The organism is Sinorhizobium sp. CB7, from assembly GCF_041357635.1.
Taxonomy (GTDB): Bacteria; Pseudomonadota; Alphaproteobacteria; order Rhizobiales; family Rhizobiaceae; genus Rhizobium.
This window is the reverse complement of record NZ_JAULLL010000018.1, coordinates 40978-56322: the sequence shown is the minus strand read 5'-3', so window position 1 is coordinate 56322 and position 15345 is coordinate 40978. Positions and strand designations below refer to the sequence as shown.

General features: G+C 59.5%; 13 protein-coding genes. 1 reads left to right on the top strand and 12 read right to left on the bottom strand.

Features of this window, described 5'->3' with window-relative positions; translation table 11 throughout:
• Nucleotides 1-95: 95 nt before the first annotated feature.
• The 12 genes from AAE029_RS27795 to AAE029_RS27740 form a co-directional block, all read right to left on the bottom strand.
• Nucleotides 96-2108, bottom strand: a complete 2013-nt coding sequence (locus AAE029_RS27795) for a cache domain-containing protein (protein ID WP_371076144.1) — start codon at nucleotides 2106-2108, stop codon at nucleotides 96-98.
• Nucleotides 2101-3492, bottom strand: a complete 1392-nt coding sequence (locus AAE029_RS27790; protein WP_371076143.1) for a sigma-54-dependent transcriptional regulator — start codon at nucleotides 3490-3492, stop codon at nucleotides 2101-2103. Before AAE029_RS27790 ends, AAE029_RS27795 begins: the two co-directional genes overlap by 8 nt.
• Nucleotides 3493-3562: 70 nt before the next feature.
• The gene (locus AAE029_RS27785) at nucleotides 3563-3808 is read right to left on the bottom strand and encodes a formate dehydrogenase subunit delta (protein WP_371076142.1); all 246 of its coding nucleotides are present in this window, start codon (nucleotides 3806-3808) and stop codon (nucleotides 3563-3565) included.
• Entirely contained in the window at nucleotides 3798-4637 is an 840-nt protein-coding gene (fdhD, locus tag AAE029_RS27780) for a formate dehydrogenase accessory sulfurtransferase FdhD (protein WP_371076141.1), read from the bottom strand. The genes AAE029_RS27785 and fdhD overlap by 11 nt, the downstream gene beginning before the upstream one ends.
• Entirely contained in the window at nucleotides 4637-7516 is a 2880-nt protein-coding gene (fdhF, locus tag AAE029_RS27775) for a formate dehydrogenase subunit alpha (protein ID WP_371076140.1), read from the bottom strand. The genes fdhD and fdhF overlap by 1 nt, the downstream gene beginning before the upstream one ends.
• Nucleotides 7517-7520: 4 nt before the next feature.
• Nucleotides 7521-9077 (bottom strand): formate dehydrogenase beta subunit, encoded by a 1557-nt coding sequence (locus AAE029_RS27770; protein ID WP_371076139.1) that lies wholly within the window; start codon nucleotides 9075-9077, stop codon nucleotides 7521-7523.
• Nucleotides 9074-9553 carry a formate dehydrogenase subunit gamma gene (locus AAE029_RS27765; protein WP_371076138.1) on the bottom strand — a complete coding sequence of 160 codons (480 nt, stop codon included), beginning with the start codon at nucleotides 9551-9553 and terminating at the stop codon, nucleotides 9074-9076. Before AAE029_RS27765 ends, AAE029_RS27770 begins: the two co-directional genes overlap by 4 nt.
• Before the next feature lie 122 nt (nucleotides 9554-9675).
• Entirely contained in the window at nucleotides 9676-10608 is a 933-nt protein-coding gene (locus AAE029_RS27760) for a LysR family transcriptional regulator (RefSeq protein WP_371076137.1), read from the bottom strand.
• Nucleotides 10609-10856: 248 nt separating this feature from the next.
• Complete coding sequence (locus tag AAE029_RS27755; protein WP_371076136.1) at nucleotides 10857-11195, bottom strand: ArsR/SmtB family transcription factor; 339 nt, start codon at nucleotides 11193-11195, stop codon at nucleotides 10857-10859.
• 104 nt (nucleotides 11196-11299) lie between these two features.
• Complete coding sequence (locus AAE029_RS27750) at nucleotides 11300-12070, bottom strand: SDR family NAD(P)-dependent oxidoreductase (protein ID WP_371076135.1); 771 nt, start codon at nucleotides 12068-12070, stop codon at nucleotides 11300-11302.
• A gap of 464 nt (nucleotides 12071-12534) precedes the next feature.
• Nucleotides 12535-12786 carry a helix-turn-helix domain-containing protein gene (locus AAE029_RS27745; RefSeq protein ID WP_371076134.1) on the bottom strand — a complete coding sequence of 84 codons (252 nt, stop codon included), beginning with the start codon at nucleotides 12784-12786 and terminating at the stop codon, nucleotides 12535-12537.
• Nucleotides 12787-13102: 316 nt separating this feature from the next.
• Entirely contained in the window at nucleotides 13103-13957 is an 855-nt protein-coding gene (locus AAE029_RS27740; RefSeq protein WP_371076133.1) for a DUF1932 domain-containing protein, read from the bottom strand.
• A 410-nt stretch (nucleotides 13958-14367) separates the two neighbouring features.
• Between AAE029_RS27740 and AAE029_RS27735 the strand changes: the two genes are divergently transcribed.
• The gene (locus tag AAE029_RS27735) at nucleotides 14368-15336 is read left to right on the top strand and encodes an ABC transporter substrate-binding protein (RefSeq protein WP_371076132.1); all 969 of its coding nucleotides are present in this window, start codon (nucleotides 14368-14370) and stop codon (nucleotides 15334-15336) included.
• Nucleotides 15337-15345 lie beyond the last annotated feature (9 nt).

Here is a 15345-nt window from a genome sequence, read left to right as displayed (position 1 = left end):
AAGTAAGCTATTGAATTTTAAATGCTTAAGGATGCGTACAGCGCCAGTTCCGGACATTTTGTCCAGAGGGCCGGACAAAATGTCTCAACGCCCTGTCAGGCTGCTTCCGGCAACCAGATGGAGAAGATCGTGCCCTTTCCCACCCGGCTTTCGACGGAAATCCTGCCGCCTTGCCGCGTCACCAACGTCTGGCTGATCGAGAGACCGAGGCCGGTTCCTTCCTGGCGCTTGGTGGTGAAGAAAGGATCGAATATGCGCTGGATCAGCTCAGGCGGAATACCAACGCCCGTATCACCGACCTCGATGACAATCCCTGGCTTGCCTTCGAGGTCGCGATCGCAATCGCGCAATGTCAGCATGCCGCCCTCGGGCATGGCGTGTAGGGCGTTGACGATGAGATTGACCAGCACCTGCTGCAACTCGGTCCGATTCATCAGCACAAGGCGTGTGGCGGCATGGACCGTAACGAGCTTGATCTTTGCGTTGTTCAGCAGGTGCTGGACCAGCGGAACACAATCGGAGATCACGTCTTTTGCGAGATGGCGTTCGATATAGCCGGCATATTCCTCTGGTCGGGCGAACTGAAGCAGCTTGGTGACGATCTGGCTGATGCGATGGATCTGCTCGTCGATAAGCCGGAATTCGGTCTTTGCAAGTGCCGCCTGTTCGCCGAGAACACTGCGGACGACTTCCAGATTGCCTTGCATGACCGCGATCGGATTGTTGATCTCATGGGCAACCCCAGCCGTGATTTCGCCGATTGCCGCAAGTTTTTCGGACATGATCAGTTGGCGCGTCGTTGCTTCGAGTTGGCGATTTGCCGTTTCGAGATCGCGGGTTCTCTCTTCCACACGCTTGTTGAGCTCCTCGTTCCAGCTCCTGAGTTCCCGGTCACGCTGCTGCAATTGTTCAAGGAGGCCATCGAGATGCATCGCCACGCGACCGATTTCGTCCCGCGTATCTGTCAGGCCGGTTCGGGCACCGAGATCGCCGGTTTCGACTTTCGCGATCGTTCCGGTCATGCGTTCGAGCGGCCTGAAGATTGCCTGGGCCCATCTGAGGAAGATCGGCACGCTCGCCGCCGCAACGGCAAGAAACGCAAAAGCCACGGCCAACAGCGTCTGATATTTCGCCCGGGAAAATGGCGCCTCCAGAAAGCCGACATAGAGCATGCCGACACGTTTGCCGAAGCTGTCCGTAATCGGCTCGTAGGCGGACACGTACCAGTCGTTGACGACAAAGGCGCTGTCCCGCCATATCCGCCCCTCACCCAGAACGGCTTCACGCACGGCGCTTGAGACACGCGTACCGAGCGCCCGCCGGTTTTCGAACAGCCGGACATTGGTGCTGATGCGCACGTCATCGAGGAAAAGCGTCGCCGTCCCCTGGCTGCCTTCCGGCAGGCTCGCCTCGCGATAGACGAGATCATTGATGGTATCGATGAAGACGAGATTCTGGTTGAGCAATATGCCCCCTGCGAGGACCGCCTTGCGACCGTCGGGCAGGATCACCGGGCTTGCGGAATGAACGACCATACCCCGGCTCTCCTCCGTCCGGTCAGTAGGCACGGCATTGGGCGTCGAAACGAGTTCGATCCTCGCACGTTGCGCGAGTTCCGGTGATAGTTCTCCGAGCTCCGCATTGGAAAATATATCGATCTCGGTCAGGGCAGTACCATTGAAGGCACTTCTTATAACCGGCCAATCCGTACGGGCTCCATCACCCGGACCATCGGTCGCGGACGCAATGATATTGCCGTGATCATCGAGCAGATACAGGAAATCGAGCCCAAGCTTCGATCGGCGCACCGCCAACAAATCGCGGATGCCGGAGCCATCCATCGCGTCGCGGAAGGCAGCGGAAAGCGCCAGGGCTTGGATATGCTCTCCGGTATTTTCCAGGATGCGGGAAAGATACTGATGCGCGATCGTCAGGTCGCCGCTGACCTTGGACACCAGCAGCGCATCGAACTTGCTGTTCCAGCGCACCATGGTGGCGCCGAGCAGCAGCGGCAGGACGACCAGCGTCGGCAGGAGCGCGATAGCCAGCAGCCGAAACCGAATCGACCGGGAGGGCGGCTCACGCTGCGAACGCTGGGGCTCAGACATTCCAGAAGGCGCACTTGCGGTCGATCGTCTTGCGGGAGATGCCGAGGCGACGGGCCGCTTCATCGCGATTGCCCCCGGCCTCCTCGAGAATAGCGAGAATATGCCGCCGCTCCACCTCCTCGAGAGTACCCGCAGCCGAGCCGAGCGAACTGCGCTGATCACGCAAATCATCCGGGAACCTGCCCAGTATCAGGGAGCGTTCGATCAGATTGCGCAGCTCGCGCACGTTGCCCGGCCAGGAATAGCGCGCAAGAGCGGCGCGGATCGTGCTGTCGATCGGCACCGGCGGCATGCCGAGCTGTTGCGACAGTTTATTCATGAAAAGAGATGCCAATTCCTGGACGTCGTCACCGCGCTCCTTCAAAGGCGGCAGATAGAGCTGCATGACGTTGATGCGGTAGAAGAGATCGGCGCGAAAGCGCCCCCTTTCGACGTCCTTGCGAAGGTCGGCGTTGGTGGCGAAGATGAAGCGGAGATCGATGGAGACTTCGCGCTCCGCGCCGAGCGGGCGAACGCGCCGGTCTTCGATGACGCGCAGGAGCTTGCTCTGGGTTGCAAGCGGCATCTCGCCGATTTCGTCAAGAAACAGGGTGCCGCCGCGGGCGTGCATGAAGAGACCTTCCCGCCCATTTTCAGCACTGGTGAAGGCGCCTTTGACATGGCCGAACAGTTCGCTCTCGATCATATCCGGAGGAATTGCGGCGCAATTGACCGGCACGAAAGGCTTTCCCGCCCTGTCCGACAGCGAATGCAGCGAACGGGCCGCAACCTCCTTGCCTGTCCCGGACTCGCCCATCAAAAGCACTGAAGTGGGCAATGGCGCCACACGGGCGATCGTTTCCCTCACCTGCCGGATCGCCGCCGACTCGCCGAGCAGCTTTTCCCTGAGCAGGATATGGTCGGACGTGGATCGAAGCTCGTAGCGCAGGACGAAGTTTTCCCGCTGAAGGCGGATCCGATCGAGGCAGCGCGACACAGCATTGAGGATCTGGTTCGAACGGAACGGCTTCAGGACGAAATCAACCGCACCGGCCCTGAGCGCCTGGATTGCGGTTTCGAGATCGGCATAGGCCGTGATCAGGATCGTATCGGCGAAGAAGCCGATCGCTCTCTGTTCGGCAAGCCAATCGACCCCGTTCTTGCCGGGCATGATGTTGTCGAGAATGACCACGTCGAAATGCTGGGAATCGAGCTTGCGCGAAGCCTCATCGGTGCTATCAGCTTCTTCGATGCGCTTGCAGCGCGGCCCAAGCGTGCGGACCAGGAAATTCCGCATCCCGGGTTCGTCGTCTACCACAAGGATCGATGCCTGTGCCAGCCAGGGGCCGAATTCGGCGTCGCGTCCTGTCTCTGCCGGTTTGCGCGTCGCTTCGGCTTGCACCATCTTTTTTCGCGGCCCTTTGTCTCAATCGCGGCTCAATCAATAACAGAGGCGGCGGCGAAAGCAAAAATAGTCAGCCGGCCGCCTTGAGTGGCTCCGGTCTCTTGATCTTGGCGGAAGCTTCGATGACGAGCGGATCCAGGCCTTCGCCACCGCTGTCGAGATGGGCGAAAAGCTGCCGGCGCATCCTGGGCTCCCAGAACTTGTTGATGTGGGTTGCCACGCCCTGCGCCGCTTCGCTTTGCGGCTGGGTCTTGAAGAAGGTGGCGATCTGGTTGGCCATGTAGATCAGTTTGCGTTGCGTCTGCTCATGCGACATCGGTGATCTTTCCCGGATGAATGCGGTCTGGATGCGTGAAGATTTCGAAATCCTCGTCCCTCACCAATGCGATCAGCGTCATGCCTGCCTCCTCGGCCGTGCGAATGGCAAGCGCGGTCGGCGCGGAGATGGCTATAAGGACGGGACTGCCGAGGATTGCCGCCTTCTGCACCATTTCCACCGAGAGGCGGCTGGTGACGGCGACGGCACCCTCGCGGCCATGGAGACCGGACCGGACAACCGCGCCGCACAGCTTGTCGAGCGCATTGTGCCGGCCGACGTCCTCGCGTACAGCGACAATGCCGTGATCAGGTCCATTGCCGGGAATATAAAACCCGGCACCGTGAACGGCGCGGGTTTCGCGATGGAGCGGCTGCGATCCGTTCAGCAGTGAAACGGCGCGAACGACATCTTCATGCGAGAGTGTCAGCTTCACTCGCGAGACGTCCGGCACCTTGCGTACGGCCTGTTCGATGGATTCGATACCGCAAAGGCCGCAGCCGACGGGCCCGGCCATATGCCGCCGGCGAAGGCGCAATGCCTCGGCCGCGTCATCGACAAGGGTGACCTGGATGTCGATACCCTGCTCGTCTTCAATGATTTCGACCGCAACTATTTCGTCGGCGTCCGAGATGATGCCTTCGGTCAAGCTGAAGCCAAATGCAAAATCCTTGAGATCGGCCGGCGTCCCCATCATCACCGCATGCGCTGAACCGCCATAGGAAAAGGCGATCGGCACCTCCTCGGGTACGATGCGTTCGCCGGGGACGACGACACCGCCCTTTCTGGCGATGCGTTTGACAGCGATGCGCGTCGGCCGTTCCGGCATTATTCCGCCGCCTCGAGCTTGCTGGCGATCCGGCGGGATTGCCGCGCCTGCTCGTCATATTCGATCTGCCATTCCGTCGGTCCGTTGGAAGGTGACACCTGAACCGCCGTCACCTTGTATTCCGGGCAATTGGTCGCCCAGTCAGAGAAGTCGGTGGTGATGACGTTTGCCTGCGTGTTCGGATGATGGAACGTCGTGTAGACGACGCCGGGCGCGACGCGATCGGTGATCAGTGCTCTCAACGTCGTGTCGCCGGAGCGGCTGGCGAGCTTGATCCAGTCGCCGTCGCGGATGCCACGCTGTTCGGCGTCATGCGGGTGAATCTCCAGCCGGTCTTCCGCGTGCCAGACGACGTTATCGGTACGCCGCGTCTGCGCGCCGACATTGTACTGGCTGAGGATACGGCCGGTCGTCAGAAGCAGTGGGAAGCGCGGCCCTGTGCGTTCGTCGGTCGCCACATATTCGGTGCGGATGAACTTGCCTTTGCCGCGGACGAAGCCGTTGACGTGCATGATCGGCGAGCCTTCCGGGAACTTCTCGTTGCAGGGCCACTGCACCGAACCCATCTTCTCCAGATAATCATAGGACACCAGCGCGAAACTTGGAGTCGTTGCGGCGATTTCGTCCATGATTTCGGATGGATGCTGATAGTTCCAGTTCATGCCCATGGCCTGGGCGAGCTTCTGGGTGATCTCCCAGTCGGCGTAACCGTTGCGCGGGGTCATGACCTTGCGGACGCGATTGATGCGCCGCTCGGCATTGGTGAAGGTGCCGTCCTTTTCAAGGAAGGTCGAACCCGGCAGGAAGACATGCGCATAGTTGGCGGTCTCGTTCAGGAAGAGATCCTGGACGACCACGCATTCCATCGCCGCAAGGCCGGCTGCGACATGCTTCGTGTCCGGATCTGACTGCAGGATGTCCTCTCCCTGAATGTAGAGGCCCTTGAACGTGCCCTCGACGGCGGCATCCAGCATATTCGGGATACGCAGACCAGGTTCCTCGTTGAGCTTAACACCCCAAAGCTTCTCGAAGATGTCGCGGGTCGCGTCATCCGAGATGTGCCGATATCCCGGCAGCTCGTGCGGGAAGGAACCCATGTCGCAGGAGCCCTGCACATTGTTCTGGCCGCGCAGCGGATTTACGCCGACGCCGGGGCGGCCGATATTTCCGGTCACCATGGCGAGATTGGCGATGGCCATGACGGTGGTCGAGCCCTGGCTGTGCTCAGTGACCCCGAGGCCGTAGTAGATGGCGCCATTGCCACCAGTGGCATAGAGCCGGGCGGCGCCACGCACCAGATCGGCCGGAACGCCGGTAAATTTCTCCGTTTCCTCCGGGCTATGCTGCGGTTCGGAGACGAAGGCCGCCCAGTCCTCAAATTCCGACCAGTCGCAGCGCTCACGGATGAAGGCCTCGTCGAACAAGCCCTCAGTGACGATCACGTGCGCCAGAGCCGTCAGTATGGCCACATTCGTGCCGGGCTTCAGCGGCAGATGGTAGGAGGCTTCGACATGCGGCGTGCGCACGAGGTCGATCCGGCGCGGATCGATGACGATCAGCTTGGCGCCCTGGCGCAACCGCTTCTTCAGTCGCGAACCGAAGACAGGATGCCCGTCCGTGGGGTTGGCGCCGATCACGATGACGACGTCGGAGTGCTCGACGCTGTCAAAATCCTGGGTGCCGGCCGAGGTCCCGAAGGCCTGGCCGAGGCCATAGCCGGTCGGCGAATGGCAGACGCGGGCGCAGGTATCGACATTGTTGTTGCCGAAGCCGGCGCGCACCAGCTTTTGGACCAGGAAGGTTTCTTCGTTGGTGCAGCGCGACGAGGTGATGCCACCGACAGAGTCACGACCATACTGGTATTGAATGCGCCGGAACTCGGAAGCGACATGTGCGTAAGCTTCTTCCCAGGTCACTTCACGCCAGGGGTCGGTGACCTTTTCGCGGATCATGGGGTTGAGGATACGATCCTTGTGCGTCGAATAGCCGTAGGCGAAACGACCCTTGACGCAGGAATGGCCGCGGTTTGCCTGCCCGTCCTTGTAGGGCACCATCCGCACCAGTTCCTCGCCGCGCATTTCCGCCTTGAAGGAACAGCCGACGCCGCAATAGGCGCAGGTCGTCACGACAGAATGTTCCGGCTGGCCGATCTGGATTACCGATTTTTCCGTCAGCGTCGCCGTCGGGCAGGCCTGCACGCAGGCGCCGCAGGAGACGCATTCGCTATCGATGAAATCTTCGTGCATGCCCGACGAGACACGCGAGTCGAAGCCGCGTCCCTCGATCGTCAGCGCGAAGGTTCCCTGCACTTCCTCGCAGGCACGAACGCAGCGCGAGCAGACGATGCACTTCGAAGGGTCATAGGTGAAATAGGGGTTCGACTCGTCCTTCGGCATCCATTTAAGATTGATGTCGCCGTTGTTGCGAGCCTTGACGTGGTTGTCGCCATCATAGCCGTAACGCACGTCACGCAATCCGACCGCGCCGGCCATGTCCTGCAATTCGCAATCGCCATTGGCCGCGCAAGTGAGGCAGTCGAGGGGATGGTCGGAAATATAGAGCTCCATCACGCCGCGCCGGATATCTTTCAGCCGGTTCGTCTGGGTATGGACGACCAAGCCTGGCGCCACCGGCGTCGTGCAGGAGGCCGGCGTGCCGTTGCGACCGTCGATCTCGACGAGACAGAGCCGGCAGGAGCCGAAGGCGTCCATCATATCGGTGGCGCAGAGCTTCGGCACCTCGATGCCGGCCTCCATCGAGGCGCGCATGATCGATGTGCCCTCGGGCACAGTGACCTGCCGGCCGTCGATGGTGAGGGTCACCATGGTTTCGGATCTGGCGGCGGGCGTTCCGTAATCGATTTCTGGGACGAGAGGCATGGTCTTACTCCGCCGCTTCGATAAGGGGTGTCGGGACAAAATCTTCGGGGAAGTGCGTCATGGCGCTGACGACGGGATAGGGCGTGAAGCCGCCGAGCGCACAGAGCGAACCGAACTTCATCGTGTTGCAAAGATCGGCAAGCAGCGCCCGGTTCTTCTCCGGCTCGATGCCCTGCGCGATCTTGTCGGCCGTTTCCACGCCGCGGATCGAACCGATGCGGCAGGGCGTGCATTTGCCGCAGCTTTCGATCCCGCAGAATTCCATGGCAAAGCGCGCCTGCTTCAGCATGTCGACGGTGTCGTCGAAGACCACGATACCGGCATGGCCGATGAGGCCGTCCTTGGCGGCAAAGGATTCATAGTCGAAAGGCGTGTCGAACAGGGCGCGCGGGAAATAGGCTCCGAGCGGCCCGCCGACCTGCACTGCTCTCACCGGCCGGCCCGTTGCCGTGCCGCCGGCGATCCCGTCGACGATCTCGCCCAGGGAAAGTCCGAAAGCCGTTTCGAACAGGCCGCCATGCCTGACGTTGCCGGCGATCTGGAGGGGGATCGTGCCACGCGACCGACCCATGCCGAAATCGCGATAGAACGCGGCGCCTCTCTCCAGGATGACCGGCACTGAGGCAAGCGAAATGACATTGTTGATGACCGTCGGACAGTCGAAGAGCCCCTTGTGCGCGGGCAGCGGCGGCTTGGCGCGCACGATGCCGCGCTTGCCCTCCAGGCTGTTGAGCAGAGCCGTCTCCTCACCGCAGACATAGGCGCCGGCGCCCATACGCACCTCGATGTCGAACGCCTTGCCGGAGCCGAGCACCGATGGACCGAGAATGCCTGCATCGCGCGCGATCTCGATCGCCTCGGTCATGACGCGGATCGCATGCGGATATTCTGAACGCGTATAGATGAAGCCCTTGATCGCGCCGGTCGCAAGCCCCGCGATCGCCATGCCTTCGATGAGCACGAAGGGATCGCCTTCCATGATCATCCGGTCGGCAAAGGTGCCGCTATCGCCTTCATCGGCGTTGCAGACGATGTATTTTCGCGGGCCGACCGCATCGGCCACGGTCTTCCATTTGATGCCAGTCGGAAAGCCCGCCCCGCCGCGGCCGCGCAGACCCGAATCAGTCACTTCCTTGACGATATCGGCGCCAGCCATGGCTACGGCCTTCTGAAGACCGGCAAGGCCCTGATGCGCGCGATAATCATCGAGCGACAGAGGATCGGTGATACCGCAGCGGGCAAACGTCAGGCGGGTCTGCCGCTTGAGAAAATCGATCTCTTCGGTCGCGCCAAGACAGAGGGGATGCGGCGCACCTTCGAGAAGACCTGCATCGAAAAGACCGGCGACATCGCCCGGCTTTACCGGACCATAGGCGATACGCCCCTCAGCCGTTTCGACTTCGACCAGCGGCTCCAGCCAGAACATGCCGCGTGAGCCGTTGCGCACGACCTTCGCGTCGAGACCGCGCGCCGCGATCTCCTGCGAGATCGCCTTGGCGACCCGTTCAGCCCCGAGTGCAAGAGCCGCGGCGTCGCGCGGAACGAATATCGTCACCGTCATCGACGCACCTCCGCAACTAGCTCGGCCGCGATAGTATCGTCCACGCGGCCATAGACCTCGCCGTCCAGCATGGCGGTCGGCGCACAGGCGCAGAGCCCCAGACAGTAGACCGGCTCCAGCGTCACGCTGCCGTCAAGCGACGTCTGGTGAAAATCGATGCCAAGAAGCTGTTTGACGCGCTCAGCAAGCTGGTCGCCACCCATGGATTGACAGGCTTCCGCACGACAGAGCTTCAGGACATGGCGCCCGGCCGGATGGTCGCGATAGTCGTGATAGAAGGTCACGACGCCGTGAACCTCGGCTCGCGAAAGATTGAGCTCGCTTGCGATCACCGGCAGTGCCTCCTGCGGCACGTAGCCGAACTCGTCCTGGATCTGGTGCAGGATCGGCAGCAATGGTCCTTCGAGAGATTTCAGATTACCTATAATGGCGCGGGCGCGCTCGGCGATATCGCCTTGGGCGATATGAACATTCATCAGCAGCCCTCCCATAGGCCTGCAATGTTATGCATTGACTAGCCTCAACAGGCTCTCCCCCGGAACCGGTTGCAGACACACACATTTCGATCCCGTAACTGTCTCAGCGACGGGCCTTCGGATCAATAACGTTGTTCCGTGGATTGATAGGAAATTTCTATCAGATTTTCCTCGTCCTTTGCGAGCAATCTCGCCTCATGCAACAATGCCGACACGAGCGGTGTGAATGGCTCCCGGTGGGTCGCAACCAGTCCCACCAAATGGTGGGCTTCCGGCTCGACGATCGGAATCATGCGGATTTCAGCGGGAAATCCGAAGGACTTGGCGATATTTTGCGGCATGATACTGGCCCAGCGCCCCGTTCGAACATGCGAGAATAGGACGATCATCGAGTTTGACTCGAGTGTCGGTTTCGCTGTCGCGCCTGCTTCCTCCAGGTGCCGGTTGATAATGCGGCGGTTCTGCATGTCCGCCGTCAATAGACAAAGCCGAAGATTGCCCACTTCGTTCCAGGTAACCTGCTCGCGGTCGGAGAGCGGGCTGCCGGCTGCTGTAATCAGGGTATAGCGTTCGGCATAGAGGGGAACGGCAGTGACCCGCCCGAGAGGCTCGTTTTCCAGATAGGTGATGCCCGCATCGATCTCCAGATTTTCGAGCATGCTCAGCACCTGCAGCGAATTCCGCGACACGATGGAGAAGGTCACGTCCGGATGCCGCTCCTGGAAGGGCGTAGTGATCCTCGGCAGCATGGCAAGAGCGGTCGGAATGGCAGCCAGGCGCATATGGCCGGAAAGCCCCTTGCGGGCAGTGCGCATCTCCTCGCGCATCGTGCGGGCATCGCCGACGATTCGCCGCGCCCATTCAAGAACCCGCTGCCCTTCTGGCGTCAGGCCCTGGTAGCGTGAGCCGCGCTGGACGAGCATGACCCCTAACTGGTCTTCGAGCTGACGGATCGCCGCAGAAAGCGTCGGCTGCGATATGCCGCATTCCTCCGCAGCCCGTCCGAAATGCTTCTCATTGGCAAGCGCTATGAAGAATTCCAGCTTGTCGATCATCCATTTCCCTGCCCTTCTGTCCTCGGTTGCGGCTATCGGCGCGTTTGCGACCTTGTGCGTCTTATTAATGCATGTCGCGCAAAAGTGTGCAGCGGTTTTGCGGCGACGACATGCATGAAAACAACAAGCTAAAGCCTGTCGCGTGAGCCTACCTTCACGCGACAGGCTTTAGACGCACGGCGCTGCAGCCCTGCCTAAGCATTCCCACTTTCGTGGCGTTTGGCAAATTCATGATCCGTGAGGGAATATCAGCCTTCGCCTGGCTGAAACATGCCGAAGAGCGACGCCACGAGGGCCGTCACGTGGGCATTGGCGATGCTGTAATAGACGAGGCGGCCATTCCGTCGCGTGCTGACCAACCGCTCCATCCTGAGGCGGGCAAGCTGCTGCGATACCATGGCTTGCTGGATGTTCAGGATCGTCTCCATCTCACCCACGGTCTTTTCCCCATCTGCCAGAATGCAGAGTATGAGAAGGCGGGTCTGGTGGGACAGTACTTTCAAAAGGGCTCCGGCGCGGCGCGCCTCGGCGGTGATTTTCTGCAACTCTTCACCGGTCATTCCCGGTTTCAGTCTGGGCAAAGACATTCCGTAGTCTCTGTCGGAAAGAAAAATAAGGGAATTTGGTTAATAGCATATTTATAACCCAAAACTGGGGTAAATTATTGAATACCAAAAAAAGTCCAAACAAATCAGCAGATAAGCTGTCCGCCGTTAATTTCGATAGTCTGTCCTGTAATATAACCGGACAGTAGAGGCGAGGCGAGGAAAAGATAAGCCGGCGCGCAATCCTCCGGTGTTCCGAGCCGCTGCAGCGGAATACTCTTCCGGGTCTGCTCCAGCTTTTCTTTGGAAGAATAACGCTCGTGGAAATTCGTGGATATGGTTCCGGGAGAAACGCAATTGACGCGAATGCCATCAGGAGCGAGTTCGCGCGCCAGTGCTTTCGAATAGGTTGCGACGAAAGCCTTCGAGGCGGAGTAGATGGCCGACCCAGGACTGCCTCCGGTCAACGCCGAGATCGAAACCGTGTTGACGATCGCAGCTGAGCCCGAGGCTCGCAGAAGCGGAAGCAGAGCGCGTGTCAGCTTGACCACCGAAGTCTGATTGAGCCGAACGATGGTTTCATATTGCGCGTCCGTGAGTTCGTCCGCCGGAAAACGGCCCACCATCGTGCCCGCATTATTGACGAGGACATCCACGCGGTCGAAAAGATCTGCGGCCGCGGTGGCGAAAGCCGTGACCCCATCTTCCGCCACGAAATTACCTGACAACAGAAATGCGCGTCGTTCGCTTTCGGCCATTAGCAGGAAGTCCGGCAGCTCGCGCTCTCGCTCTCGTCCCGTGTGGACGATCACCCGTGCGCCGCAATCGAGAAATTGCCGTGCAACTTCAAGGCCGATACCACTGCCTGCCCCGGTCACGACAACATTGCGATTGTCGAAAAGCTTGGGATGGAACACCAGGTCCTCCTCTTCGTAACGCGTCGCAAAGACCGCGCCGCCTCGCTTTAACATATGACGCCGGAATGCAAAAGAAAGCGGTCTTGCGTGACCTGTTTTGACGGAAATCCGCGCTTGGCCTGATTGATCGCGACGAGCTTCCGCGCCGGGGGGCTCCTGAAGGGAAACAAAAATGGCCGCCATGGGGGGTACATGGCGGCCACGTTCTGAAACGGAACCTTCCCGACGTTTTATCGACTGCATAACCGGTATGATGCGATCGCGGGAATTTGTGGCCGTCCAGCGAGGAACTCCGGAGCAAAGATCGCCGACACGACCAAAGACGGCGATTGGGTTCGAGTAAGCCTCATGCAAATCGAGGCTTTAGCTATTCTTATGTAATGACTATTGCCGCGGGTAACAGGCGGCGTGCTGAAGATGGTCCGCGGGTTTCTTATCCGAGACTATCGGTTGACAGTATTTTCTCACTCGTCGGCGCCAAGAAAGGCAGACAGTGAAACCTGGAGCGCCGAGGCGATCCTTCTCAGTTTCGCGGGATCGCTATCACGTCCCTCTTCGATGTCTGATATTTCGGAGTTGGTCAGGCCACATGTGACCGCCAGGTCTTCGATGCTGTAGCCGACGGACTCCCGTAATGCTCTGACCTTAACTCCTACCGCGTCCATGTTAACCGCGGTGGAACCGGAATGGTCCAATTTATTGAGTGAAATGGACATGGAAGACTCCTTCTCTGCATGTTTCAGCAAAATGTCGTTTTAATTTTCTCCAGAGTTGGTGGTTTCGCATCGGTTAAGATGCCGGTAACCTTCTATTGCTGCGCTGCGGCAAGGACAAGTTAATTTTGCTGCAACCGCACAACACCTAAGTTGGTACTGCGATCACAGAGTTCAAGGTATCCGGCGCTTCGCCGGATGACACGCTTGCACACGATTCGGGGAGGGGCGATTCAAGACCTTTCTTTGCCCGCCGACACTATTATCGAGATTGGAAGCCAGGACAACACACTCAAGGCTGTACTATCAATCGTCGAGCCTAGTTGGAACCGCTCTCTGTGGCATCCAATATTGCATCCAGTTGCCGCGCGAGCTCGCCGCCCTCGTCGGCATCCTTGGCCATCCTGGCGAAGACATCCGCCATGCCGCGAAAAATCCGGGCCGCAGGGTCATCGTCTCCCAGGAAATCACCGATCTCATGCATTTCGGCCACCCATCGGTAGGCCTTTGGGTACATATCCGGTACAGATTTCGTAAGTTTGCGTTCAAGCTCCGGAAGACTTTCCGATAGCTCCATCCTCAGGCCTTCGGCTGCACCCGAACGGGAAGCGGCAAGCAGCATTGCGGTGCCGAGGCCGATAAACCCTTTGTTGATGCCCGCATAGCACATCTTCAGGGCCGAGGCCGCGCCCAGCGGACCATCACAGTGGCGAACATGCAGCCCGTAATCTGCGAGGAGTTTCGTTCGATCCGCGGTGTCACCGCTCACATAGATGGTTGGACCAATCTTGCCTGGCAGAGGTGGGCCGCCAATGATAGCGCCATCCAGCACTTCCATGCCGCTGCCCTGAAACCGCGCGGCCACCTGCTGCATCGTCTTGGGCGCGATCGCATTGCAATCCATAAATGGCGGAGCCGCCGGCAGATATGATGACGCGCCTGCGATCAGTTCGGCGACCGTAATAGCCTCGGCCGGGGGTACAATCGACATGATCAGTTCGGACTTCACGAGATCCTGTCGACCGACCGGCACCATGCCCGCAGCCTTCGCCCTCGCGATCGTCCGCTCGCTTCTGCCTTCGAGATAGGTGAGAACCGTGCCGCCGTGATCGATCAGCCGTTTGGCAATGGCGCTTCCCATTGCCCCTGCTCCAATGATTGTAAAGCTGGGCATGTCTACCTCGAGAGTTGCTACGCGCAATCAATCTAGAGCTATTCCCAATCTCGGGAAGCCGTCAATCAGGATATACGGCAATCGCCGCGGTCAGCGCCGCATGCGGAGGGCCTATTGATGCTCCTCCCGCCCTGCTGTCAGCATTATCGCCCGCGACGTGTGGAGCGGCGATGCCGATGTCCGGTAAAGACGCCCGGTTCATGATTCTGTCTGCCGTTATCAGCTCGCGGCATGGCTCTAACGGGCCATATGAGTGGGAGACCAAGCGCTTCAGGAACGCACCAATAGCGGACATTCCTCCGGGTTAACTGAGTTTCCCAAAACACCGTGCACGAGCAAACTCAAATTCATGATTGTGAAACTCCTCTTTTTTTACTAAGCGTGCGCCGGAACGAGTTGGAGGTCTAACAATGAATCTGTCTACACGCTTGTTGGCGATGAGCCTTGGGCTTTCCACGATCCTGATGGCCGGGGCTGCCCCGGCGGAGGATGCCAAGATCGTGACTATCACTGACGATCGCGGCGTCGCCGTCCAGGTCCCGGCCCAACCGAAGCGGATCGCTTCGATCTCCTATTTCGCCGATGACGTCGCTTTGGCGCTGGGGGTAAAACCTGTCGCCTCAACCTATATGACCGCCGGGCGTCAGCCCGACTTCCTCCTCGGATTGACCTCGCAGATGAAGCAGATTGGTCAGCGCGCCAAGCCCAACCTGGAGCTTCTGTCCGAAGCAAAGCCTGACCTTATCATCGCTATTCGCCGCTATACGATCGGAAATGCTGCGCAGCTTCAAAACATCGCGCCGTATGTCGCCTATAACATGGAGCTCCTCGACGAGAGCGACCGCGAGATCGCCGAGATTTCAAAGCTTCTTGGAAAGCCTGAACGCGGAATGCAATTGAACGCCGATTTCCGCAAGCATCTGGCCGACTACGCAGCCCAGGCACCCAAGGATATACATCCCCGCTTCGCAATCATGTGGGGTGGTGCAACACCGTTCGCATTCCATACGGAAAACACCGCAGCCTCGATCGTGACCGCGCTTGGAGGCGACAATATCGCCGGTGCAAAGAAACCTGGCGGTCCCTTCGGCATGGATCTCAGCCTCGAGACCATGCTGGAGAAGGACCCGGAAGTACTTTTTATCTACGATTCCGGTCCGGATCGTCCGCATGAGAGCAATCCCATCTGGTCGCAGTTGACGGCTGTGAAGAACAAGCGGGTCTTCTACGTTGGCGATCAGTGGGTGGAAACGAACGGCCCGATCGCACGCGAGATCGTGCTACGGCAAGCTGCCCACTACCTCTATCCCGACAAATTCCCGACGGTCGACGTCCGCACGGAAGCGGCCAAGATCATTCCCGCTGAAGTTCAGAAGTAATTTGCGGAT